Here is a 24,299-nt window from a genome sequence, read left to right as displayed (position 1 = left end):
ATGGTTGTAGAATTGATTTCCGTAGGGACTGAGATTTTGCTCGGAAATATTGTGAATACCAATGCGGCTTACCTAGCAGAGAAATGCGCTCTGCTAGGTTGTTCTTTATATCACCAGACAGTGGTCGGGGATAATGAGGAGCGGATGGAAGAGGCAATCCGTCAAGCGGTGGACCGTTCAGATATTGTGATATTGACAGGCGGGCTGGGGCCTACGAAGGACGATCTTACGAAGGAAGTGGCTGCCAGAGTTTTCGGCAGGGAGCTTTATATGGATGAGCATTCTAAAAAGAGAATTGCGGACTATTTTGAGCGGATTCAGAGCAGGGCAGTTACTGAAAATAATTGGAAACAGGCATTGGTCCCTGAAGGGGCAATCGTTATAGACAATCACAATGGGACTGCGCCGGGCCTGATTATTGAGGATGAGGAGCGGGGAAAAGCGGCAATTCTCATACCCGGTCCTCCGGATGAGATGAAGGTGATGTTCGAGCAGGATATTGCCCCCTATCTGAATAAGCTGCAGCCGGAAGGAATCTATTCCCATATGGTGAAAATCTGCGGTATCGGTGAGAGCAGGGCGGAGACTATGGTGGCTGACCTTATGGAGGGACAGTCTAATCCTACTTTGGCGCCATATGCCAAAATAGGGGAGGTGCACTTCCGGGTTACCGCAAAAGCCAAATCTGAAGAAGAGGCGGAAAAGCTGATGCGCCCGATGATTGACGAGATGTATGAGCGTTTTGGCAGTTCCATCTATACAACAGAGGAGTCCGTGACATTGGAAGAGTCTATCGTAGAGCTTCTCAAAGAGAAGGGAATGACTTTGACAACTGCAGAGTCCTGTACTGGTGGCAAACTGGCGGGCAGAATCTTAAATGTGCCAGGAGCATCGGAAGTCTACAAGGAAGGGTATATTACCTATTCCAATGGCTCGAAGGAAAAAATTCTCGGTGTAAAAAAAGAGACTCTGGAGCAGTATGGGGCGGTGAGCAGACAGACAGCACAGGAGATGGCCCTTGGGGCGGCGGATGCGGCAAAGGCGGATGCGGCTTTGAGCGTTACTGGTATTGCAGGGCCGGGCGGAGGAACTGAAGAAAAGCCGGTGGGTCTTGTATATATCGGCTGCGCGGTTCACGGAGAAGTCACGGTGAGAGAGTACCGGTTTACCGGTAACCGGGAAAAAAACAGAGACTATGCAGTTGTAAGAGCACTTACCCTTCTGCGGGAAGCGCTTATGTAGAAAGAATCTATTTTTGCGAAAGAGGTGTGGCAAAAGATGTATATAAAACAGTTACAGCAGGGAGAAATACTGGACGGACTGCATCTGGTCTGGGAAGTGTTTGCGGAAGAACTGGCACCTGCTTATACACCCCAAGGAGTGATGGAATTCCAGAATTTTATTAAACTGGAAAATATAATGCCTCAAGCAGAGCGGGGAGAAATGCGGTTTTGGGGAGCTTATGAGAATACGGAACTGTGCGGCGTGGCTGCCGTACAGAGTACCGGACATATCCGGCTGATGTTCGTCAGAAAAAAATGGCAGCGGCAGGGAATCGCCAAGATGCTGTTTGCGGAGATATACCGCTATTGTACGGCTGAGCTGGGATTGATGAAAATCACTGTTAACTCGGCTGTTTCAGCGGTAGAGGCCTACCGCCGTCTGGGATTCCGGGAGTCAGCGCCCCAGCAGTTGGTAAATGGAATACCGTTTGTGCCGATGGAGCTTATGGCGGCTCCCGGCGACATAAGGCCTGCTGGAAAAAAGAAGTCCCATAGGGCCCTGATTATTGGAGGTTGTGTGACCGCGGGAATTCTTCTAATAATTCTTGGCATTCTATTCGGGAATCTGATTATTAAAATCAGCAGGAATGGACGGATAAGAGAGCAGATAGAAGAACGGAGAGAGGACAACGGCGGTATTTACGGTGGCGAGAGCGAACCTTATGCGGAAGAAGTACCGCAGGAAGAAAGTCAGGGAATAGAGGCGATTCCGGATTATATAGAAGAGGACCTCCCTTATACAATTGAAGAAGAGACCTATACATATTCGTCAGATGGCAGATCGGGAGAATATCCGATGGAATTCGATATTCATTATCCCCAGATAAAAGGGCTTGATAATGAGCAGGAAGAGGAAATCAACGCCATATTAAAGGAGTGCGCAATGAGCACTGTCAATACGATTTATCTGGAGCCCAGCGAGGATATGAAGGAGGCCATGCTTCAAGAGGACAGCCCCTTCATGGCAAGTCAGGTCACTTATAAAGTCAGTTACGCGGGCAAAGATTTCATCAGCGTAGTTTTCAATGACCATTATTTTTCGGGAAATTATTATGCGGAGTTTGTAGACTTGCGGACAAGAAATCTCAGCCTGTCAGACGGCACAAGATATGAGACGTCAGATATTGTAGAACTCAACGATGAATTTATGGCTGACTGGAAGGAGCGGATGAAGGGGGAAGCTCCGAAAGCGGCAGTGCTTGACGGTCTTCAGCTGAATCAATTTAAAAAGATTCTGGGAGGAGAGATTTTAGAAAACAGATATTACGACAATTTCTTCGTAGATGCAGACGGTATTGAGATTGGACTGACTTATCACTATCGCAGTGAGGAAAATGGCGGCGTCATCGAGCGGGGATGGATCACTGCACCGTTTACAATGGAAGAAATCAAACCCTATAGGACAAATAGCAGTTTTTGGAAACTAGTAGATACGGCGAAATAACGGATGCCAGTGGAAATAATCTGGTGAAAAGTAATAATTGACGAATGTCGAAAATTATGCGAAAATATTTTATATATGGTGTTAAATAAATATCAAACGCCCTATAGGAAGAAAATCATACATATTTGAAAGGAGTTTTAACATGATTTATTCACATGAAGTAGAAATGATGTGTCCGGTAGCTCAGGGTGCAAACCACGGACCGGCTCCGATTCCGGAAGAAGCAAAATGGGTAAAGGCAAAAGAGGTTAAGGATATTTCCGGTCTTACACATGGTATTGGCTGGTGTGCTCCACAGCAGGGAACATGTAAACTGACCTTGAATGTTAAAGAAGGTATTATTCAGGAAGCTCTTGTTGAGACAATCGGATGTTCAGGAATGACTCATTCAGCTGCCATGGCTTCTGAGATTCTTCCGGGAAAGACGATTTTGGAAGCATTGAATACGGACCTTGTATGTGATGCTATTAATACAGCAATGAGAGAACTGTTCTTACAGATTGTATACGGAAGAACGCAGAGCGCATTCTCCGAAGATGGACTTCCGATTGGGGCAGGCCTTGAAGATTTGGGAAAAGGACTCCGTTCTCAGGTCGGAACAATGTATGGAACATTGGCAAAAGGTCCTCGCTATCTTGAGATGGCAGAAGGCTATGTTACAGGAATCGCACTCGACGACAACGGTGAAATTATCGGATATCAGTTCGTAAGCCTTGGTAAGCTCACAGACTTTATCAAAGCCGGTGACACACCGAACGAAGCTTGGGAGAAGGCAAAAGGACAGTACGGACGTGTTGCAGACGCAGCAAAGATTATAGACCCACGTAAAGAATAGTCGAGATAAGCGGACTGAGAGCCGGTACATAGGACATACTCATGCTTGCATGAACGAAGTTTAGGCAGAGTCTGCATAAATGTAATTCCAATTATTGTGACATAAAAAAATCAGGAGGACAAGTAAATGGCTTTATTCGAATCATATGAAAGAAGAATTGATAAAATCAATGAAGTATTAAACAGCTATGGCATTGCTTCTATCGAAGAGGCAGAGAAGATTACAAAGGATGCCGGACTTGATGTATACAATCAGGTAAAAGGCATTCAGCCGATTTGTTTTGAAAATGCCTGCTGGGCTTATATCGTAGGTGCGGCAATCGCGATTAAAAAAGGATGTAAATCCGCGGCAGACGCAGCGGCAGCAATCGGGGAAGGCCTTCAGGCTTTCTGTATCCCGGGTTCTGTGGCAGACCAGCGTAAAGTAGGTCTTGGACATGGTAACTTAGGAAAGATGCTTCTTGAAGAAGATACGGACTGCTTTGCATTCCTTGCAGGACATGAATCTTTTGCGGCAGCTGAGGGAGCTATCGGTATCGCTGAAAAGGCAAATAAAGTTCGTCAGAAACCGCTCCGTGTTATTTTGAACGGACTTGGAAAAGATGCAGCGAAAATCATTTCCAGAATCAACGGATTTACATATGTTGAGACAGATTACGACTATTACACAGGGGAGCTGAAAGAAGTTCAGAGAACTGCTTATTCAGAGGGGCTCCGCGCAAAGGTTAACTGCTACGGCGCTAACGATGTCCGCGAAGGTGTTGCTATCATGCACAAAGAAGGCGTAGACGTATCTATCACAGGTAACTCTACCAACCCGACCCGTTTCCAGCACCCGGTTGCAGGTACTTATAAAAAAGAATGTATCGAGCAGGGTAAGAAATACTTCTCCGTAGCATCCGGCGGTGGTACAGGCCGTACACTTCACCCGGATAATATGGCAGCAGGACCGGCTTCCTATGGTATGACAGACACATTGGGACGTATGCACTCTGACGCTCAGTTTGCAGGTTCTTCTTCCGTACCGGCTCACGTTGAGATGATGGGACTTATCGGAGCAGGAAACAACCCGATGGTTGGTATGACTGTTGCTGTTGCAGTTTCGATCGAGGAAGCGGCTAAGGAAGGGAAATTCTAAAAAAATCGTATATCTATAAAGTGTTTTATAGACCGCACTAACCTTTGATGGTTGGTGCGGTTTTTGAAACTGTAAGGCTATCCAAGAGCTAAAATATCACTAAAAATAGTGATATTACGAAGGCATTATGATATACTACCTGTAAAAGGTGGTGATAGTATGGCTTCCTATATTTCAAAAGAAACTCTTGACATATTGTCTTATAAATCGACATTAGGCAGAAGTCTAAAGCAGATTTCGTTGAGGAATACGCCTCTGGAATTAATATTGGAAGATATTGCAAGATATCGTGCAAGCTATATAGATGTATTAGTATAGGAAAACTTGATTGGTTCAAAATTTAAGAGTGATGATTCTATTATGCGTAAGTATGAGAAGACAATTAGAACCGGGGGTGGATTTAAGCAGTGCTTTAATGATATACTGGGATTTCGGCTACGATTTGAAGAATATCCTGAAAAGTATCCAGAATATTTCAGAGTAGTTGATTTGCGAAAGGGAAAGAAAACAGATGATGGTTACCATGCAATTCACCTGTATTATCAAAGAGATAATTTGGCTTATCCTATAGAGATACAGTTATGGTGCGGAAAAGATTATTTATTCAATATTTGGAGCCATCAATATGTATATAAATATAAAGGGCCGGAAATAGGGAACCATCTTTATAAGGAATATGTGGAAAAGGTAATAACGAACGAGCAGGAATTTGTTGAGCGCCTAAAATATTGGGAAGGTGAATTGGATGGGAGATAAAAAAATATATATTATAGCTAAAGTATTTGATAAACAGGGGTGCATCGCATATCTGTGCAAGACGGTAAGTGAAGCGCGTTGTCTGCCGGGAACATTGGAGGCATTGAGAGCTGACGGGGTACAAATTGTGATATTGGATAATCCGGATATTTATTCGGAGTATGCCCCATATTCTTATGTAGATGATATGAAAGAATTTATTGATCAAGTCAGTAAGATGAATCGGGTTGCATAAACTCTACAAGAGGAATGGAAGGCGGTCAGTAGTGCAGAGCAGCACAGTCAAAGCACACAAACACCCCTCAACCCCTTAAAGACCTTCCTTCACCGTTTCGATTGAGGAAGCGGCGAAGGAAGGGAAATTCTATAAGCTATTTAAATTATGGAATTCAAAAGACTGAACGGTCGCTAGCGCCACTGACATAAGAGGATAGCGACTTAGCAATCAGCTGTCTTGAAGGCAAAATTGACTTTGGAGAATCAATAGTCTTAGAATTATATAAGACTTTAAAGTGAAAAGAGATGAAAGAAAACATAAGTATGCATAGAGAAATATATGATATAGAATATAAGGAAAAAGTAAAAAGAGAACTTATTAAATGTTTGAAAAAGGCCGGCGAAGAATTATATTTACTTGACAGAAATTTGATTTGTGATGATAACTTTATAGATATTCATGCTCATGAACGAAGTATTTGTTTTAAATTTGGTCTTTACTTAAATAAATATATTGATTCTAATTATTTATTAAAAAAGTATGATTTGGATGCAGAGTATAATCGAGATATTGAAGGGGTTAAACGTTTAGGTAATAGACCTAATGGGTGTTATCCAGATTTAATTTTACATAAGCGAGGGAGTAACGAGAACAATATTTTAATAATAGAGTGTAAGGGGTGGTGGGCATATGAAAAGGATATTGAAGAAGATAAAGAAAAGATAACTGAGTTTTTGGTTTCTGAGAGATATAATTATATGCTCGGCTTACTAATCGTATTTAATAGGGAAAACATAGTTTTTGATTGGATCGAGTAATATCTAGTATATAGATTAAATAATTGTAAAGGCTGCATCGACTTTTTAGGTCGATACAGCCTTTTGCTACTCAAAGTACTATATGATTCAAGCCATATATGGTATAATCAGCTTATTTGGTGGAGAGTAAAGTTAAGAGGTAGAGAATGTCTAGAATCGTATATCATTTGTTATTTGGAATAACCGTGGTTCTTCTGGTTACAGCGGTTGTTGTACTATATAAGATTATCATTAAAAAGAAAAGATATAAGAAGTTTTTCGGTTTATTGGCTACACTGATCGGAATGCTTGGCGTTGTACTGTCCTACAATCCGCCGCAGGGACAGAATGGCGGAGGTCTGGCAGTGGATGTCAGTTTTTTCAGCAGGACATACGCCATTGAAGATAGGAGGGTATATAAGACGCTTATCTCCAATTCTTATAATTACGGAGATTATGAATTAAAATACACGATTCATAATAATTTTGATGCATCCATTAAAGTCGATTCGCTTAAACTGCTTGTAGATTCCTATGCGGATTCAGAGGTAGAGCTGATAAGTCCGGAAGGCGGCGGAGGCGGAGAGGAAGGATTTATCTATTATTACGGAAAAGTGGATGGCGCTGAAAATCCGTTGACTTATTTAGGGACAGAATATGATGATTTGGATTTGCATAAGGACAAGGAGAGCTATGTAAAGATTTTGCCCAATGATTTAGAGGCGGCGACCGTATATTTTGATTGTGACAAACCGGGGTTGTATGAAATACGCCTGAGTGTGGAATATAGTGGGCGTACGAAGGGGAACTATATTTCTGAACCGATCAAAGTATATGTGGTCCCTTTTGAGCTGGAGCAGAAAAATGCAAAAATCCTGCCGGCCACAAAGGATTCTACGCTTCTTTTATTAAACGGTTTGAGTGAAGAAAATGAAAAAATAAATGATGAAGATTATCATAGGCTGCAGAGGGAAGTCCTCCATGAGGATTAACATTTATCTGAGGGCGACAGATCAAATCTGCATTTACAAAACAGGTAGCAATGTAGTAAGATAGAGCTAGGACAAAACAGGGCAAACCTGTAATTACCATCAGGTGAATAAGGAGGTCAGTAAATGTACAATTTTGAAGAAATCAAAAAAGAAGACCCACAAGTGGCACAGGCGATACTGGATGAGATGGAAAGACAGAATTCCCACATCGAGTTGATAGCGTCTGAGAACTGGGTAAGTAAGTCTGTTATGTCGGCTATGGGAAGTCCTATGACGAACAAGTACGCGGAGGGATATCCGGGCAGACGTTACTACGGAGGCTGCCAGTGCGTGGATGTTGTGGAGAATCTTGCCATAGAACGTGCAAAAGAATTGTTTCAGTGTGAGTATGCAAATGTGCAGCCACATTCTGGCGCACAGGCTAACACGGCTGTATTTTTTGCCATTTTGAATCCGGGGGACAAGGTGCTCGGGATGAATCTGGATCATGGCGGACATCTGACTCACGGTTCACCGGTCAACATTTCCGGTAAATATTTTGATTTTGCTGCATACGGCGTAAACGATGAAGGTTTTATAGATTATGATGAAGTTCTCCGAATCGCAAAAGAACATCAGCCAAAGCTGATCATTGCAGGCGCCAGCGCTTACGCTAGGACAATCGACTTTAAGCGGTTCCGCGAAATCGCAGATGAGGTCGGGGCTTATCTTATGGTGGACATGGCCCATATTGCCGGGTTGGTTGCGGCAGGCCTGCATCCGAGTCCGATACCGTATGCCCATGTGACCACGACTACTACTCATAAGACTCTGCGTGGGCCTAGGGGAGGCATGATTCTTTCCAGCAAAGAGGTGAATGACAAGTTTAATTTTAATAAGGCTATATTCCCGGGTACTCAGGGTGGGCCTTTGATGCATGTAATCGCCGCAAAAGCAGTGTGCTTTAAAGAGGCACTGCAGCCTGAATTTAAGACCTATCAGGAGCAGGTACTGAAGAATGCCAAGGCGCTCAGTGATGGCCTGCAGAAGCGTGGAGTTAAGATTGTATCCGGTGGGACGGACAATCATTTGATGCTGGTTGATTTGACACAGAATGATATCAGCGGCAAAGAGTTAGAGAAACGGTTAGATGATGCGCATATCACCTGCAACAAGAATACCATTCCAAATGATCCAAGATCCCCGTTCGTGACAAGTGGCGTCAGACTTGGAACACCGGCGGTAACGAGCAGAGGGCTTGTGGAAGAGGATATGGACAAGGTTGCGGAGATTATCGCTATGGTCATTGAGAGCGAAGACAATGTCGAGAAGGCTAAAGATATGGTCGCTGAACTTGCGCAGAAGTATCCGCTTTTGTAAGATTAACAAGATAGAGGAATGAGGAGAGCATATGAAGAAAAGTTTTAAGAGAATTGTGTTGGTGGGGATGATTGCTGCATTTATTTTGGGACTTGCTGGCTGTGGCAAATTTGATCCGGTCGTTTATACGAAGGCGTGTATGGATGCTATGTATAAGCATGACTACAAAGAGTATGCAAAGCAGATTGATGTTTCGGAAGAGGATGCAAAAGAGGATTTGGAAACCAAGTTCGAGAAAAATGTGTTGGCGGGCTTTGGCGATTTCACTATGTCAGATGAGGACAAGGAGCGCTATATAAGCCTGATGAAGAATCTGTATGCTAAGGCAAAATATGAAGTTGGCGAAGCAGAAAAGAAGGGTGACGGATACACTGTGGCAATTACGGTAGAACCGATAGACGCATTGAAAGTATACAGTGAAGGCCTGCAGGACAAAATTCAAGCGGGCATAGATGGCGGCACACTGTCGGAGGACAATGTTATATCGATGGCCTGTGATTATATGGAAGAGTGTATAGATAATGCTTCTTATGGTGAGCCAGAGGTCATAGAAGTAGAGATTACGAAAGACAGCAGTGGGGTATGGCAGTTCTCCGATAAAGAAGTAGAAAAAGTAGAAGAATCCTTGTTTCAAATTTAGATGACAGAGGACCAGCAGAGCCGCCGCATGGAAAATGCGGCGGCTTTGGAATAAGCGGGCCGTTACCGGCCTGACAAAGCAGGAGGCATATTATGATTATCAGTGCAAGCAGAAGGACAGACATCCCGGCTCTATATCCGGAGTGGTTTATGAATCGCTTGCTGGCGGAAGAAGTTTTGGTTCCTAATCCGTATAATAGAAAAAAGGTAAGCAGAATTATACTGAGACCGGATGTGGTGGACTGTTTCGTATTCTGGACGAAGAATCCGGAGCCTATGCTTCCGTATCTTGATAAGATAGATATGCTTGGTTATCGATACTATTTTCAGATGACGATTACTGGTTATGGAAGAGAGATGGAACCTGAACTGCCGGATACATCCGATGCGATGGCCGCATTTATTTTGCTGAGTGAACGGCTTGGAAAGGAACGGGTGGATTGGCGCTATGATCCGATTATTCTGGATGATAGATATACGCTGGAATTCCATAAAGAGCGGTTTGAGATGTTGTGCGGCTGGCTGAGTGGACACACTACACGCTGTATCATCAGTTTTGTGGACGACTATAAGAACAGTCCTTTTCAGGAACTTTCACAGGAGGAAATGGAAGAGGCCGCCGCCGCGCTTTCTGCGATTGCGGCTAAGTATAAGCTGCCATTGTATAGTTGTGCGGAGAAGGTTAATCTTGAATCTTTTGGCATACGTCATGGAGCTTGTATTGACAGGGAGAAGATACAGCGAATAACTGGGTACAATCTGGATGTTAAAAAAGACCGTGGACAGCGCAGAGAATGCGGCTGTTGCGAAAGCATCGATATCGGGATTTATAATACGTGTATTCACGGCTGTAAATATTGTTATGCTACGGCCAGTGTGGAAAGTGCAAGGAGTAAGCACAGTACTCATAACCCTCGATCGCCTATTTTGATTGGCGATCTTCAAGGGGATGAGATTATTACGAGCAGAGAGATGTGGTCATTAAAAGATAACCAGATTTCGTTGTTTGATTTTTAGTTGAGATAAGAATGGATTATCGTAAATGTGGGAGAGGCAGAGCACTGAAAGGTAGGGTGATGTCTCTCATTTTCACTTTTCTGAGTTAAAATGTTAAAATTTTACGCAAAGCCACTTGACAAAGGCAAAGTGAATTGTTACAATAAAAAAACAGAACGCACTCTGTTTTTCCTTTAAAACAAGAAAAGCGGAGCCGGAGTATCCGCGTGACAAAGAAAGAAGAGGTATGTTATGAGGAAGCAAGCATATTCGTTGTTGGTTCATAATAATCCAGGTCTGTTGAGCCGCATGGCAGGACTTTTCAGCCGGAGGGGTTATAACATTGAGAGCATTACTGCCGGGACGACAGCAGATCCGCGTTTTACAAGAATCACGATTGTGGCGAGCGGGGATGAACTGATACTGTCGCAGATTGAAAAGCAGGTCAGGAAGCTTGAGGACGTGATAGAGATTAAGCTTTTGAATGAAAGTAATTCAGTCTGCCGTGAATTGGTGATGATTAAAATAAAAGCAAATGCATCCCAGAGAGCCGATATTATATCCGTAGCGGACATTTTCCGGGCTAAGATCGTGGATGTGGAGAAGGACTGCCTGATGGTGGAGCTTACCGGAACACAGTCAAAGCTGGATGCATTCATGGAGCTGCTGGAGGGATATGAGATTCTGGAGCTTGCAAGAACCGGTATCACTGGATTGACCCGCGGCAGCGAGGATGTTGTATACATAGATTAGTAATGAGGCGTTTTAAACAGGAAGCTAGAGGCACAGCCCTTTAACTGGATAAATGTAAATGATTTAACAGAATCAGGAGGAAGAGTAACATGGCAAAAATTTATTATCAGGAAGATTGTAACTTATCAGTTTTGGAAGGACAGAAGATCGCGATTATTGGGTACGGAAGCCAAGGACACGCACATGCATTGAACTTGAAGGAATCAGGATGTGATGTTATCATCGGTCTTTATGAAGGCAGTAAGTCTTGGGCAAAGGCAGAGGCTCAGGGATTTCAGGTGTATACAGCCGCAGAAGCAGCTAAACAGGCTGACATCATCATGGTTCTCATCAATGATGAATTACAGGCCGATATGTATAAGAATGATATTGAGCCGAATCTGGAAGAGGGCAACATGCTGATGTTTGCTCACGGCTTCAACATTCACTTCGGATGTATCACACCTCCAAAGAATGTAGACGTAACTATGATAGCACCTAAGGGACCTGGACATACAGTAAGAAGCGAATACGAAGCTGGCAAGGGGGTTCCTTGTCTGGTAGCCGTAGAGCAGGATGCCAGTGGAAAGGCACTGGATAAAGCACTTGCATATGCACTGGGAATCGGTGGCGCAAGGGCCGGCGTTCTTGAAACCACATTCCGTACAGAGACAGAGACAGACCTTTTTGGCGAGCAGGCCGTTCTTTGCGGCGGTGTCTGCGCACTTATGCAGGCAGGCTTTGAGACACTTGTGGAGGCCGGATACGATGCAAGAAATGCATACTTTGAATGTATTCATGAGATGAAACTAATCGTAGACCTTATCTATCAGAGTGGTTTCTCCGGAATGAGATATTCCATCTCCAATACCGCTGAATACGGCGATTACATAACAGGGCCAAAGATTATTACAGAAGACACAAAGAAAGCCATGAAGAAGATCCTCTCCGACATTCAGGATGGTACCTTTGCAAAAGAATTCCTTGTTGATATGTCACCGGCAGGCCGTCAGGTACACTTCAAGGCAATGAGAAAAAGAGCAACAGAACACCCAGCAGAAGTGACAGGCGAGGAAGTTAGAAAACTATACAGCTGGAGCGACGAAGATAAATTAATTAACAACTAAGCGATAGGCAACGAGCCATTTAAAATCAAGGAGACTCCCCCTTATCATGCTTGCATGAATAAGGGGGAGTCTCCTTGATTTTAAATGGCGACGCCAACGGTCGAATGAGCAAAGCTCATGAGACGGCTCGTTGCCGTAAATTTGCGATACCCCAAAAAGGTTACGCTCCCCCCTTATCATGCTTGCATGAATAAGGGGGAGTCTCCTTGATTTTCGTTGGCGACGCCAACGGTCGAATGAGCATGGCTCATGAGACGGCTCATTGCCGTAAATTTGCGATACCCCTTATAATAAGTTTGACGATGAAATAGTCATTTGTTTTATGGCTATGTATCATTTTACTATTGGAACAGCGCCGGATTGTGTGGTAAAATATTGGAAAGCATTATTATTCTAAAATTCTAAGGGGCACACCCCAATACTGTTTATCATTTCTATATAAACGATTCAGGAATCTCAATGCTTTATTTCATTTATTGACAGCAGAGAGGTTCCCGTTAGATAAGTGAACGAAAGGATACCTCCTGCGAACGACATTTTTTGAATAAGGAGGACAATTTATGGAAAAACACACTTATCAGAAAAATACGGCAGTTAACCGTGTTTACAAATCGCGGATATTTGAGATGGTATTCAGCGACAAGAAGGAACTGTTAAGCCTGTATAATGCGGCGAACGGAACGAAGTATGACGACCCGGAGATGCTGGAAGTGAATACGTTGGAAAATGCAATTTACCTTTCGATGCATAATGATATCTCATTCGTGATTGACTCCAGACTTACGCTCTATGAGCATCAGTCCACCTATAGTCCCAATCTTCCGCTAAGATATCTGATGTATATTTCGGATCTGTATTCAAGCATGACGCGGGATGAGAATCTGTACGGCCCCCGTAAAGTGCTGCTGCCTACCCCAAAGTTTGTTATCTTTTACAATGGCATCGAGGAGCAGCCGGACGTGCAGGAATTAAGGCTTTCTAATGTGTTTCAGGTACCGGATGATAAACCGTCGCTGGAGTTAAGGGCCGTTATGCTGAATATTAATCCGGGGCATAATCCACAGCTGCTGGATAACTGCAAGACGTTGAGAGATTACTCTGAATATACTGCCAGAGTCAGGCGGTATGCGGAGAATGTTTCCCTGTCTGATGCGGTAGAACAGGCGATTACGGAATGTATTAAAGAGGGGATTCTGTCAGAATTTTTGAGCAAGAACAGAACGGAGGCGAAAAAGGTGAGCATATATGAATATGATGAAGAAAAAGTCATGCGTATGATGCGTGAAGCAGCCCGTGAGGATGGCTGGGAAGAAGGTCTTCAAAAAGGGAGAGAAGAAGGGATAAAAGAAGGAATAGAGCAAAAGTTAAAAGGCCTAATTTGTAAGAAGCTTGCCAAGGGGAAGACGTTGGAGGAAATTGCCGAAATATTGGAAGAACCGTTAGAGAGAATACAAACGCTTGCAAAGGAGCTTGCGGAAGCGGAAGAAAAGGTAAAATAGTCATTTTTTATCGTGATATTGCATACCACGGGGCGCTATGATATACTGAAACCAGTAAAAATGACTAAAAAATATCAGCTTACTGTAAGGAGGTATATGATGGATGCTAGATTAGAAGATCTTCGTTCCAAGAAGAATCCAAAAGCACGAATTAAAATTTTGAAAGGACACTTTGCCACCAGCCATTCCCATATTAATACATACATTGACATGTCAACAGTCAAGGTAAGACATAACAACGGGCGTGAGACTGCGAAAGTACTTGCCGCAGAGTATCTTACCAGTACAATGGTCGACACAATCGTATGTCTGGAAGAGACAGAGACGATTGGTACATTTATGGCGGAGCAGCTGGCAGATATGCACCCCTATTCGCTCAGCAAAGGAAATAATATATCAATCGTTACGCCAGAGTACAATCAGTATGACCAGATTATGTTCAGAGATAATAAGCAGAGAATGGTGAAGAATCAGCAGGTTCTTTTATTAGCAGCATCCATCACCACGGGAAAGAGTGTCAAACAAGCTATTGAATCTGTGCTTTATTATGGAGGCAGCGTATGCGGCATCTGCTCTATTTTCAGCTCAGTCCATAAGATTGCAGGAATGGAAGTGAAAGCTATCTTCGGCAGTGAAGATTTGCCGGATTATCGTGCATATGCGCCGGAGGAGTGTCCTATGTGCAAGGCAGGCCAGCGGATAGAGGCGATAGTCAATAGTTACGGATATTCAAAATTGTAGATGATAAGGGGTTTCTGCAAAGGAATCCCTTTTTAGATGTGACAAAAAATTTAGTTCAAGCAAAATCAGGAAAGGATGAGGAGGGAGAAGGTATGACCGTATCAATGCTAATTAACTTTATTGATGAACATTGCCATTATTACTATTCGGGCCCGCTTCATGAAGAAATCTACGGCGTGCAGATTGCTGAAAAAGAAGAAACTCTAATCCCTAACATTTTGTATGTTACAACAGGGTGGAGGAATGTTGTAATGACACAGAATATTTGTCTGCTTATCGTTCCAGAAAAAGATATAAGCGAAATAGTCCAGAGTTTGCGCCAGAATGTGATGAAAGATTATCAGCGTAATATAAATCTAGGCAATATGGGAACACTAGTGACGGAACATACTGAAATTGGTGATTTGTGTTCCGCTGCTTTTAAAATCATGGGGAATCCGGTATGCTTTTTGAATCCTAATTTTCAGGTATGCTGCTCTGAAGGTGCGAATAGTATCGAGGCAGATACAATGAAAATACGACAGAATCTGAAGAGCAAATCCATATCCTCCGGCAGAAAAATACTATTGCTGGAACCTGAAACTGCGTTCCCATACCGAAGAATGCTTGCACCTATATTTCATGCAGAGGGATTAATAGGATACCTCTATATTGCGGAATTATTTTGCTCATTTGTGTCGAAAAGTGACGAATACTATGCCGAAAAAATTTGCAAATTATTATCGACAAGAGAATCAATGAGGAGCAGGGATGGTATAATATCTGAAAAACAGCGTTTTGTGGAGGAGTTGATTGAAGGTTCAATCACGGATAAGGATTTGCTAGAACAGAAAATGAAACATTTTGGGTTATACGTTAGACCTAGTTATTATGTGTTTTCAGTCCAGTTAGAGGATAGCTTCCAGACAAAGACAGTGGTGGAAAAATTGAGCAGTTTACTGGAAAACCCAGTATATGAATATAGGGGATACGGTGTCGCATTGATTGGTGAAGACGACTTAGATATTGAAAGGGAGGAAATCAAATCAGAGTTGATTGAGTTTCTTAAGCAAATGAATCTATATGCGGGAATCAGTAATAATTTCTCGGACCTTCAGTTAATGCCAAATGCTTATCGGGAAAGTATATATGCAGTTTCATTCAGAAAACGCTTGACTGATAAAGTGTATCTATCCTTTTATAGGGAGATAGCAGGGATACATATGTATCATCAGATGGAGGAAGCGGGAATTGATGTTTCTTTTTTTTGTGATCCGGTAGCGCTCAAAATAGAACGGTATGACAGGGAACATGGAACGAAGTATCTGAATAGTTTGGTTGTATATATTTGCTTGAACTGCAGTTTACAGCAAGCGGCTGATGTGTTGTTCATTCATAAAAGTACATTGCTTAAACATATACGGGTTTTAGAAGAACGGTTTCACATAAATTTTGATAATCACAGGGTAATTAATTCTCTGCGCAGAACTTTAGAAATATTTAGTTATCTTGGAAAAATAGATGTTCAGAAACTATTGGGCAATGAACAATAGGAAGGTCAAATATAAAAGAAAGATTGCGTGACTGGCGCAATCTTTTTTATATATAATCAAATCAAGGTAGTCTATTGTAGTACTTTTTATAGAAAAAAGGGTTTTATTAGAACATTTTATAGAAGATTACGATGATATAAAATAAATTATGTAAGAAATAGCGGAATATCAATATGGAGGTGACGAAATATAATGAAACTTGAAATTGGTAACTTTCAGGTATCAAATGTTGTTTTTGGAGAAAAAACATATTTTGAAAAAGGAGTTCTAACTATCAATGAAAACGAGGCCATAGCCGCTTTAAATCCGGAAGGAAAGCTCAAAAATGTGAAACTTCATATAGCCAGACCGGGAGAGCGTGTAAGGATTCTTCCAATTAAGGAAATTGTGGAGGCGCGTGTCAGGCCGGATGGCAGAGCCGTATTTTCAGGAGAGACAGGCCCAACAAAAGAAGCAGGAAACGGGGTTTTGCATGCATTAAAGGGAATGTCTGTTATGGCTGTGGGAAAGTATGGCGGCTGGGAAGAAGGTATTTTGGATATGAGTGGCCCGGGGGAAGAACTATCACACTACAGCCAGTTGATCAATGTATGTTTTACTGCGGAAGATGCAGACCCTGCGGTAGATCAAGGGCAGCATCAGAATATAAATTTTAGGAAAGGAGCGAAGCTTTTAGGAGAATATTTGGGAAAAACGGTAGAAAAGCTGGAGCCAGCCGAGTGGGAAGTATTTCATATTGACGAATGGGAAGAGGATAAAGGTCTGCCAAGAGTAGCGTTGGTTCTACAGTTAAATTCATTCTATGAGACACCGGGATTTGACGATACATTTTATGGAGTAGATGTGATGTATATGATTCCTCCGTTGGTACACCCAAACGAAATATTAGATGGAGCGTTGTGCAGCGGCTCGATTTGTATCAGTGGATTTCGAGCATTTACATATGACTATCAAAACCTTCCTCTCATAAAGAGCCTTTGTGCGGAGCATGGAAAAACATTACATTTTGTGGGCGTTATCATGAGCATGATTGGACAGACTTTGGAGCGCAAAGAGCGGGGCATTATACGGGTAGCGGAGACTGCTGCCATGTTGAGATGCGACGGGGTTATTTTTACAGAGCCGGGAGTAAGCAATGCAGATATTGATTTGTTTAACGGAATCATCCGTCTAGAAGAGAAGGGAATTAAGTGCGTCGCGGTCACGGATGAGGATACAGGCCGAAATGGTCGTAACAATCCTTCGAAGGTTATGCTGGATGGCATGGTGGATGCCATTGTATCGACAAGCAACACGGCCCAGATTCTTGAATTACCTGCGATGGATAGAATCATAGGAGATTTAGACTCTGTCATCCGGGACCCCTACCCCGGAACATGGTCGGACAATCCGGTTTATGGACCTTCCCTTCGCGCAGACGGCTCTATCATAATTGATTCCAGCTGTTATTTAGGGAATGGCGGCGTGACAGGTTGGTCTAATAAAACCTGCAAAAATTTTTGATTTCTGGAGGTGGAAAAATGAAAAAAGTAATAATGTATATCAATCAGTTCTATGGTGGGATTGGCGGCGAAGAGAAGGCGGGAGCGGCTCCCATTATAGTAGAAGGCATGGTTGGACCGTCTGTTGAATTAAACAAAATGCTTCAGAATGGGCAGATTACACATACCATAATCTGCGGAGACGATTATATGAATGAGCATGAGAAAGAAGCAATAGAAGCTATAGATGGATTTTTGGAAAATTTAGAATTTCAGCTTTTTGTTGCAGGTCCTGCTTTCTTTGCCGGGCGTTATGGTGTGAATTGTGGACGTATATGTAAATTTGTGCAGGAAAAATACCAAGCTCCCACGGTGACCAGCATGTATGAAGAGGCTCCCGGTGTAAATATGTACTGCAGTGATATTTATATTTTACGAGGGGGACATTCAGGAGCGTCTATGAGGAAAGACTTAAGGAAACTAGGAGACTTTTCGAATAAGCTTTTGAATGAAGAACCTATTTTGTGGGCGGATGAGGAGGGATATTTTCCTAGAGGTATCCGTTCTCAAGTGATTTTACCGGCGGAGCAGACCGCGGATAAGAGGGCGATTGCCATGCTGCTGAAAAAATTAAAGGGAGAGTCATTTGAATCAGAGCTCCCTATCGAATTGCTCGAACCAGTGCCAATCCCTCTTGCCATTGAGGATACAGCGAAAGCAAGAATCGCATTTGTCTGTACAGGGGGAATTGTACCTATAGGGAATCCTGATCGAATCAGCAGTGCTGGAGCAGTTCGCTTTGCAGCCTACCCTCTGCCGGAAGATGAATTAAAAGCCGGAGAATGGGAATCTATTCATGGTGGATATGATCACAAATATGCCAACAGTGACCCAATGGTATTTGTTCCCGTGGATGCCATGCGCCGGCTTGAGCGGGAAGGGGAAATTGGTTATCTGCATCCTCAGTTTTATAGTACGACAGGTAATCTGACGAACCTTAAAGATGCGAGAAGAATGGCCAACGAGATTGCAGAACTTCTGAAAAAAGACCAGATACAGGCTGTAGTCCTGACTTCTGCATGAGGCACCTGCACACGCTGCGGAGCAGCAATGGTTGTTGAACTGGAAAAGGCAGGTATCACATCAGTCCATGTGGCGAACATGACGCCTGTTTCTGCCAGTTTGGGCTGTAATAGGATTGTGAAGTCATATGGAATTCCATTTCCGTATTGTGATCCAACTATGCCCGAAGAGATTAGGAATGAGCAACGATATGAATTATTTAAAAAAGTCTTGTCTGCTCTATCTACAGATGTAAAAGAATCAACTATTTTTTGACACGAAGTCGTAATTTTTTGGAGAAGGAGTGAGAACGGTATGAGTGAAAAAGAAAAGAGTAAACTGAGCAGACGGCAGTGGATGTTTCTGATTATCTTATCATTAGGCTGGTCAGGAGTTATGGTCATGGGTTATTTTTATACATCTTATTACTCACTGATACAAAATGTATTTGGATATACAGACATGGAGATTGCCAATTTGGCAGCAATTCAGTCTTTTGTAGGCGCATTTGGTTATCTGGTGGGAGGATTCATAGCAGATAATATAAAACCGAAAATAAGTATTACCATAGCCTATGCAGGTTTATGTGTATGTGGGGCGCTGGCTGTCATGAGAAGTGGCTATATGATTATGCAGCTTGTGGCAGTGGGAGTATCAGGGTTCGGTCTGGCACTGTTTTGTGTTCCCATGATGCGTTACATATCTACACTTGGGACGAGAGAACAGGAGTCGACATTGTATGGATGGTTCTATGGACTGGCGGCAGCAGAGTCGCTTGTGATAGCGCCCATCGCATCCAAAATTATTAATAAATCTGGCAGTGGGGCAGGCCTGAATGCCATTATCTTTTTTTTCTGTGGAATGATGCTGGTATCATGGATCGGGCATATGGTGTTTATTGAGCCACAGTATCAGAAAATGTTAGAAAGCGGCGAGATAGAGCAGCATAATGATGGGAAATTCAGTTTAAAATTAGTGGGGGATCTGTTAAAAAATCCGAATACTTATTTTATCATAGCGATTGGAGTTGCAACCGTACTTCCCTATGATCTGAATACTTTCGTACAGCCGCTGCTGGCCAGTGAATTTGGTGCGTCCCAGTCGACAATTCAGTTTGTGGCATCCTATGCAAATAATGGAACAGCCTTGATTCTTGCGCCTCTTGCGGGCGTTCTGGCAGCTAAAATTGGTTCTGTGACCAAGAGTGTTGCGCTTAGCCTCTGTATGGCGATTGCGGCCGCCGCCGCAATTTTGATACTTCCCTGGGGCGCGAAATATTTAACCATAGCTGTAATTATAGTATTCTTTCTGCGGGGCACCTTCTCATTTGGTAAACCCGCACGGAATACGATGATTGGGGAAAGCCGTCTGCCGAGGAGAGCGCGTGGTACTGTAATTGGACTGCTGAATTTTGTGACAGGCCTGCAGTCGACTTTGATTGCAAAAGGTGCAGGAACATTGACTACGAATTATGGAACGAACAAAGGATATCATATTTTATACACAATAGGTCTGTGTTTATTCGTGGCAGGGCTGATTATTTGTATCTTTTTTGCAAGACGCTTGGAAAGAGCAAAGAAGCAGGATGAGGCTAACGGCAGCACACCGGAAGGACTGATGATTTAGAAATAGATGGCACAAAGGGGGCATAGAGGCTTGGGAAAAATAAGCGTTATAGATATTGGAGTCATTATTCTCTATATTGCGTTTTTTGTGGGATTGTGCGTTAACAGCAATAAAAAGATGCAGGCGAAGAACTTTACCAATGCCGGGCAGAGCCTATCGTGGTTCATGGTAGCAGGCTCTACTATAGCCACTACAATGGGCGGAAATATGGTGATTGGTAAATATGACATGATTCTGGAGGCGGGGGTCGCAGGGATTACATCTAGCCTGTTTTGGTGGGTCGGATGGGTGTTTTTGCTGATTATGGCAGTACCCTTACGCAAGTCAGGGGTCAGCTCTCTGCCTATGTTTTTGGAGAAAAGGTATAATACATCCACAAAGAAGTATAGTTCTTATTGTGTATTAATCTCTGCGATTGCTTCCTGCGCCGCTACCTTTCTCGCCATAGGAGTCATGCTGGAGGCATTAGGCCTATGTGACCGTAAGACCGGGACATTAATAGGAGCGTTGGTTGTTGTTTTATTGACGCTGCCAAGCGGGCTTTACGGCGTAGCGTTAACGGACACAATACAGGCTATCATTATTTTGGTCACCTTTGGTGTTGTATTTCCTATTATGGTGTTTAGATCTGCGGGAGGGATTGAGACAGTGCTTGCATCTCAGACGCCGGAGCGATTATCGCTAGTCAAAGGAATTGCACCTATTACCATGGTTGGCTGGGCCATTTCATATTCACTGTCGACAGGAGCTGAACCTAATTTTGCGCAGAGGATTTTTGCTGCGCGTTCTACGAAGGATGCATTAATCGGCTCTCTGACAGCATGGGGAGTATCTTTAATCGTGGCAGGAATCATTACAGCATTGCCCGCACTTGCGATGAAAAACATTTTTCCAGATATCACAATAGGAAGTACGTTCACTGTGCGGTACGTCAGCACATATTTTCCTATTGCATTGAAAGGCTTGATTTTGTCTGTACTTTTAGGCTTAACCCTGACTTCAGGGGATTCATATTTGCTGCTGCTCGGCTCAACTTTTGTGGATGACATTGTCCGTCCAAAACGTAAGAACCTCAGTGATAAGAAAATATTGATGATAACCCGGGTTTCTTGCGTGGTTTTCTCCATTATTTTATGCCTGATAGCTTTGTATGTCGACAAAATATATGCTCTTTTCAAGATTGGAGCAAGCGCATATGGGGCAGGAATCTTCTTTCCTTTGATTCTAGGATGCTTTTGGAAAAAGGCAAACGCGAAAGCCGCTGGTATCGCGATGATTGTCGGAAGCATATGCTCTTTTGGCTTCGACATGTTTGTGAAAGTACCTTTAGGGCTTAAGGTGGATGGAGTTATCATTGGAGCAGCATTGAATTTAGTGATTATGGTAGGCGGTTCTATTGGATTGTATAAGCAATCTATAAAAAATAAGGAGGCGAGATATTGAATTCGTATATTGCGGAATGGTTTGAAAAGAATGAGACGAAAATATATAGTCTAATGCGAGACATCTGGGAACATCCTGAACTGTCCCTTAAGGAGTACTACGCATGTGAACTTATGAGAAAATTTGCCGTAGAAGAAGGTTTTGAGAGTGTCGAAACTCATGCCGCTGAGGACTGGGACAATCAGCAAGCCGATTGCAACACTATGATTGCCAGCTGGGGGAGTGGAAAGCCGGTCATAGCAATTGTGGGGGAGTTGGATGCACTTCCGGGTTTAGGGCAGAGGTGTGTACCTAAAAAAGAAGAAATAGAAGGTCCCGGCCATGGCTGCGGGCATAATACAATGGCCGGAGGAGCGGCAGCGGCCGCAGCTGCAGTCCGGTATGCGATGGAAAAAATGAAACTTTCCGGAACTATCAAACTGATACAGGCACCGGGGGAGGAGATTGGCAGAGGGAAATCTTATTTGGGACATCATGGTGTGTTTGACGATGTCGATATGACACTTATGTGGCATCCTGCGCCCGGGCCGCTTGATTTTTGTCCAGTACCACAGCAGGTGGCAATCCGGGTACTATTTGAATTCCACGGTACTGCCGCACATGCCGCAGGGATGCGCTGGGATGGAAGAAGTGCATTGGATGCGGTACAGCTTATGAATATTGGATGTGAGTTCCTGCGTGAACATTCAAAAGAGAATACTTGGATTCATTATAATATAGTAAACGGAGGTGCGGCGCCCAATATTATACCGGATTATGCCTCTGTGCGTTATATGTTCCGCAGTATGGATGATTATGACACTGCAGTTGATTTGCTTGAACGCGGGATAAAATGTGCGAAGGGAGCAGCGCTTATGACGGATACCACTTTTGAATACCAAGTGGAATCCGGGGTCCCACAGTATTACTATACATTGCCTCTGTGTAAATATATGTGTGAGGAGGCAGGAAAAGTTCCGCCGCTTATTTATGAGAAGGAAGAATATGAGATGGTACGTCAGCTATACAGACAGGTGAATCATGCAGAACCCCCGGAGGATGATGAGGAATTACTGCCCACGAAATATCTGCCTTACAGGGAAGAGCTGGGTGAATGCTCAAATTGCACAGATGCTGCGGACATGACATATTTTGGCCCTAGTTTACATTTTCAAGGGCTGGCCAGACCTATACGGTGCCCGGGACACCACTGGAGCGCGACCTTTTGTGCAGGTACAAGTATTGGAATGAAACCAGCGCTTTATGCTTACAAAATCATAGCGCAGGCAGCGGTTGACGCTTTTACAGATACAAGGATTGTTGATGAATGCTGGGAAGCATTTAAAAAAATAAATATTCCTCCCCATAAATGCTGGCTGGAGGATTAGAAAGAGGTTATAAGATGAAGCTGATTGAATTGAATAATCATGTGAAAATACCGAGTATTGGATTGGGGACATTTGCATCGGAGAAAGAAGAACTTCGTATTGCTATAGATGCTGCTGTCAAAGCGGGATACCGTGCGATAGATACGGCACAAATGTATGGAAATGAATCGGATATTGGAGCTGCACTAAAAGTATCTGGTGTCTCTAGACAGGAATTGTTTTTAACTACAAAACTGTACGAAACAAGCTGCAGTTACGACAAGGCTAAAAATGCAATTGATTGTTCATTGAAGGAATTACAGACAGACTATATCGACTTACTGCTCCTTCATATGCCCTATAAGGAAAGCTTAGAAATGTATCGTGCCATGGAGGAGGCTTATAATGCGGGCAAAGTTCGGGCAATTGGCGTCTGCAATTTCCGTGAAGAGCGTTATCTTGATTTTATAAGTAAATGTAATATAGTTCCTGCGGTGAATCAATTTGAAACTCATGTTTTTCAACAGAATCATGAACTGCAAACTGTGCTGGAAAAACATGGTACATTGTTGATGGCATGGAGTCCTCTTGCTAAAGGGAGAAATGGGGTCTTCACACATCCGGTCCTGATGGGAATTGCTGAAAAATATCAGAAATCTGTTGCGCAGGTTATGCTGAGAAATCTTGTCCAAAGGAATATTGTGGTCATCCCGAAATCAATTAATCCAAATAGAATCAAAGAAAATATTGACATTTTTGATTTTGAATTAGATGCTATGGACATGGAAGCAATTGCAGCGCTGGACCAAAAGGAATCCCTGCTTGAATGGACAAAAGATTTATAGATTTTACCAAATAAAAAGACAGCCGCTGACGGTTCGCGGTTGTCTTTTGTTTTCTCGTATTTATTCAAAACTGAATTAAGCAATTGCGTTAACAGCTTTTGTTAAACGGGAAATCTTTCTGGAGCAGGTATTTTTATGATAAACACCTTTGCTGCCTGCTTTGTTGATTACAACGATAGCTTCTTTCAAAGCTTCTTTTGCTGCAGCAGCATCCTTTTTAGCAACAGCTGTTTCCACTTTTTTCACGTAAGTTTTAACTTTAGACTTAATTGCTTTATTTCTAGCTGTTTTCGTTTCAGTCACTAAAATTCTTTTTTTTGCAGATTTAATGTTAGCCAATTCCGACACCTCCAAATCTCATTTGATTATTCACAATCCGTCAGAACGTGACACGGAACATCTGACGAACA

Annotated in this window: 23 protein-coding genes; 22 read left to right on the top strand and 1 reads right to left on the bottom strand. The window is 43.0% G+C overall.

Translation table 11 applies throughout. The features are described 5' to 3' along the window. The 22 genes from BN6465_RS11985 to BN6465_RS11880 all read left to right on the top strand — a co-directional run bounded on the left by BN6465_RS11985 (position 1) and on the right by BN6465_RS11880 (position 23,889). Entirely contained in the window at positions 1-1,242 is a 1,242-nt protein-coding gene (locus tag BN6465_RS11985; RefSeq protein ID WP_066735516.1) for a competence/damage-inducible protein A, read from the top strand. A 36-nt stretch (positions 1,243-1,278) separates the two neighbouring features. Beyond that, entirely contained in the window at positions 1,279-2,727 is a 1,449-nt protein-coding gene (locus BN6465_RS11980; protein WP_066735511.1) for a GNAT family N-acetyltransferase, read from the top strand. Positions 2,728-2,869: 142 nt separating this feature from the next. After that, the gene (locus BN6465_RS11975; RefSeq protein WP_066735506.1) at positions 2,870-3,562 is read left to right on the top strand and encodes an iron-sulfur cluster assembly scaffold protein; all 693 of its coding nucleotides are present in this window, start codon (positions 2,870-2,872) and stop codon (positions 3,560-3,562) included. A 126-nt stretch (positions 3,563-3,688) separates the two neighbouring features. Next, positions 3,689-4,699, top strand: a complete 1,011-nt coding sequence (locus BN6465_RS11970; RefSeq protein ID WP_066735501.1) for a GGGtGRT protein — start codon at positions 3,689-3,691, stop codon at positions 4,697-4,699. A 360-nt stretch (positions 4,700-5,059) separates the two neighbouring features. Continuing rightward, positions 5,060-5,455, top strand: a complete 396-nt coding sequence (locus tag BN6465_RS20255; protein ID WP_074017793.1) for a hypothetical protein — start codon at positions 5,060-5,062, stop codon at positions 5,453-5,455. After that, entirely contained in the window at positions 5,445-5,690 is a 246-nt protein-coding gene (locus BN6465_RS11960; protein ID WP_066735500.1) for a DUF6718 family protein, read from the top strand. The genes BN6465_RS20255 and BN6465_RS11960 overlap by 11 nt, the downstream gene beginning before the upstream one ends. A gap of 287 nt (positions 5,691-5,977) precedes the next feature. Beyond that, positions 5,978-6,490, top strand: coding sequence for a hypothetical protein (locus BN6465_RS11955; protein ID WP_066735496.1), 513 nt, complete (start codon positions 5,978-5,980; stop codon positions 6,488-6,490). Positions 6,491-6,636: 146 nt separating this feature from the next. Then, complete coding sequence (locus BN6465_RS11950) at positions 6,637-7,461, top strand: hypothetical protein (protein WP_066735489.1); 825 nt, start codon at positions 6,637-6,639, stop codon at positions 7,459-7,461. 123 nt (positions 7,462-7,584) lie between these two features. Further along, positions 7,585-8,820: a serine hydroxymethyltransferase gene (gene glyA, locus BN6465_RS11945; protein ID WP_066735488.1), complete on the top strand. Its 1,236-nt coding sequence runs from the start codon at positions 7,585-7,587 to the stop codon at positions 8,818-8,820. Positions 8,821-8,851: 31 nt separating this feature from the next. Further along, positions 8,852-9,460: a DUF5105 domain-containing protein gene (locus tag BN6465_RS11940; protein ID WP_066735487.1), complete on the top strand. Its 609-nt coding sequence runs from the start codon at positions 8,852-8,854 to the stop codon at positions 9,458-9,460. A 92-nt stretch (positions 9,461-9,552) separates the two neighbouring features. Continuing rightward, a complete protein-coding gene (locus BN6465_RS11935) occupies positions 9,553-10,476 on the top strand; it encodes a DUF1848 domain-containing protein (RefSeq protein WP_066735486.1) in 924 nt (307 codons plus the stop codon). A 231-nt stretch (positions 10,477-10,707) separates the two neighbouring features. Continuing rightward, positions 10,708-11,208 carry an acetolactate synthase small subunit gene (gene ilvN / locus BN6465_RS11930; protein ID WP_066735483.1) on the top strand — a complete coding sequence of 167 codons (501 nt, stop codon included), beginning with the start codon at positions 10,708-10,710 and terminating at the stop codon, positions 11,206-11,208. 89 nt (positions 11,209-11,297) lie between these two features. Next, on the top strand, positions 11,298-12,314 hold the full coding sequence (gene ilvC / locus BN6465_RS11925) for a ketol-acid reductoisomerase (RefSeq protein WP_066735477.1): 1,017 nt from the start codon (positions 11,298-11,300) through the stop codon (positions 12,312-12,314). Between the two features lie 560 nt (positions 12,315-12,874). Further along, positions 12,875-13,813, top strand: coding sequence for an RpnC/YadD family protein (locus BN6465_RS11920; protein WP_066735474.1), 939 nt, complete (start codon positions 12,875-12,877; stop codon positions 13,811-13,813). A gap of 99 nt (positions 13,814-13,912) precedes the next feature. Next, positions 13,913-14,554, top strand: coding sequence for a type I phosphoribosyltransferase (locus BN6465_RS11915; RefSeq protein WP_066735471.1), 642 nt, complete (start codon positions 13,913-13,915; stop codon positions 14,552-14,554). 92 nt (positions 14,555-14,646) lie between these two features. Next, positions 14,647-16,086, top strand: a complete 1,440-nt coding sequence (locus BN6465_RS11910) for a PucR family transcriptional regulator (protein WP_066735465.1) — start codon at positions 14,647-14,649, stop codon at positions 16,084-16,086. A 192-nt stretch (positions 16,087-16,278) separates the two neighbouring features. After that, positions 16,279-17,589: a glycine/sarcosine/betaine reductase component B subunit gene (locus tag BN6465_RS11905; RefSeq protein WP_066735461.1), complete on the top strand. Its 1,311-nt coding sequence runs from the start codon at positions 16,279-16,281 to the stop codon at positions 17,587-17,589. A 17-nt stretch (positions 17,590-17,606) separates the two neighbouring features. Further along, positions 17,607-18,905, top strand: coding sequence for a glycine/betaine/sarcosine/D-proline family reductase selenoprotein B (locus tag BN6465_RS11900; protein WP_082891695.1), 1,299 nt, complete (start codon positions 17,607-17,609; stop codon positions 18,903-18,905). 39 nt (positions 18,906-18,944) lie between these two features. Next, positions 18,945-20,255: an MFS transporter gene (locus BN6465_RS11895; protein ID WP_066735455.1), complete on the top strand. Its 1,311-nt coding sequence runs from the start codon at positions 18,945-18,947 to the stop codon at positions 20,253-20,255. Positions 20,256-20,285: 30 nt separating this feature from the next. Continuing rightward, positions 20,286-21,698 (top strand): sodium:solute symporter family protein, encoded by a 1,413-nt coding sequence (locus BN6465_RS11890; RefSeq protein WP_066735452.1) that lies wholly within the window; start codon positions 20,286-20,288, stop codon positions 21,696-21,698. Then, positions 21,695-23,065, top strand: a complete 1,371-nt coding sequence (locus BN6465_RS11885) for an amidohydrolase (RefSeq protein WP_066735451.1) — start codon at positions 21,695-21,697, stop codon at positions 23,063-23,065. Before BN6465_RS11890 ends, BN6465_RS11885 begins: the two co-directional genes overlap by 4 nt. A 14-nt stretch (positions 23,066-23,079) precedes the next feature. Beyond that, complete coding sequence (locus tag BN6465_RS11880) at positions 23,080-23,889, top strand: aldo/keto reductase (protein WP_066735449.1); 810 nt, start codon at positions 23,080-23,082, stop codon at positions 23,887-23,889. A gap of 75 nt (positions 23,890-23,964) precedes the next feature. On the opposite strand, the gene rpsT is transcribed toward BN6465_RS11880, so the two are convergent. Further along, positions 23,965-24,228 (bottom strand): 30S ribosomal protein S20, encoded by a 264-nt coding sequence (gene rpsT, locus BN6465_RS11875; RefSeq protein WP_066735428.1) that lies wholly within the window; start codon positions 24,226-24,228, stop codon positions 23,965-23,967. Between the last annotated feature and the right edge of the window lie 71 nt (positions 24,229-24,299).

Source organism: Bariatricus massiliensis (assembly GCF_900086725.1).
GTDB classification, from domain to species: domain Bacteria; phylum Bacillota; class Clostridia; order Lachnospirales; family Lachnospiraceae; genus Allocoprococcus; species Allocoprococcus massiliensis.
The sequence above is the reverse complement of the archived record's forward strand: the minus strand, read 5'-3'. Positions and strand labels throughout refer to the sequence as shown.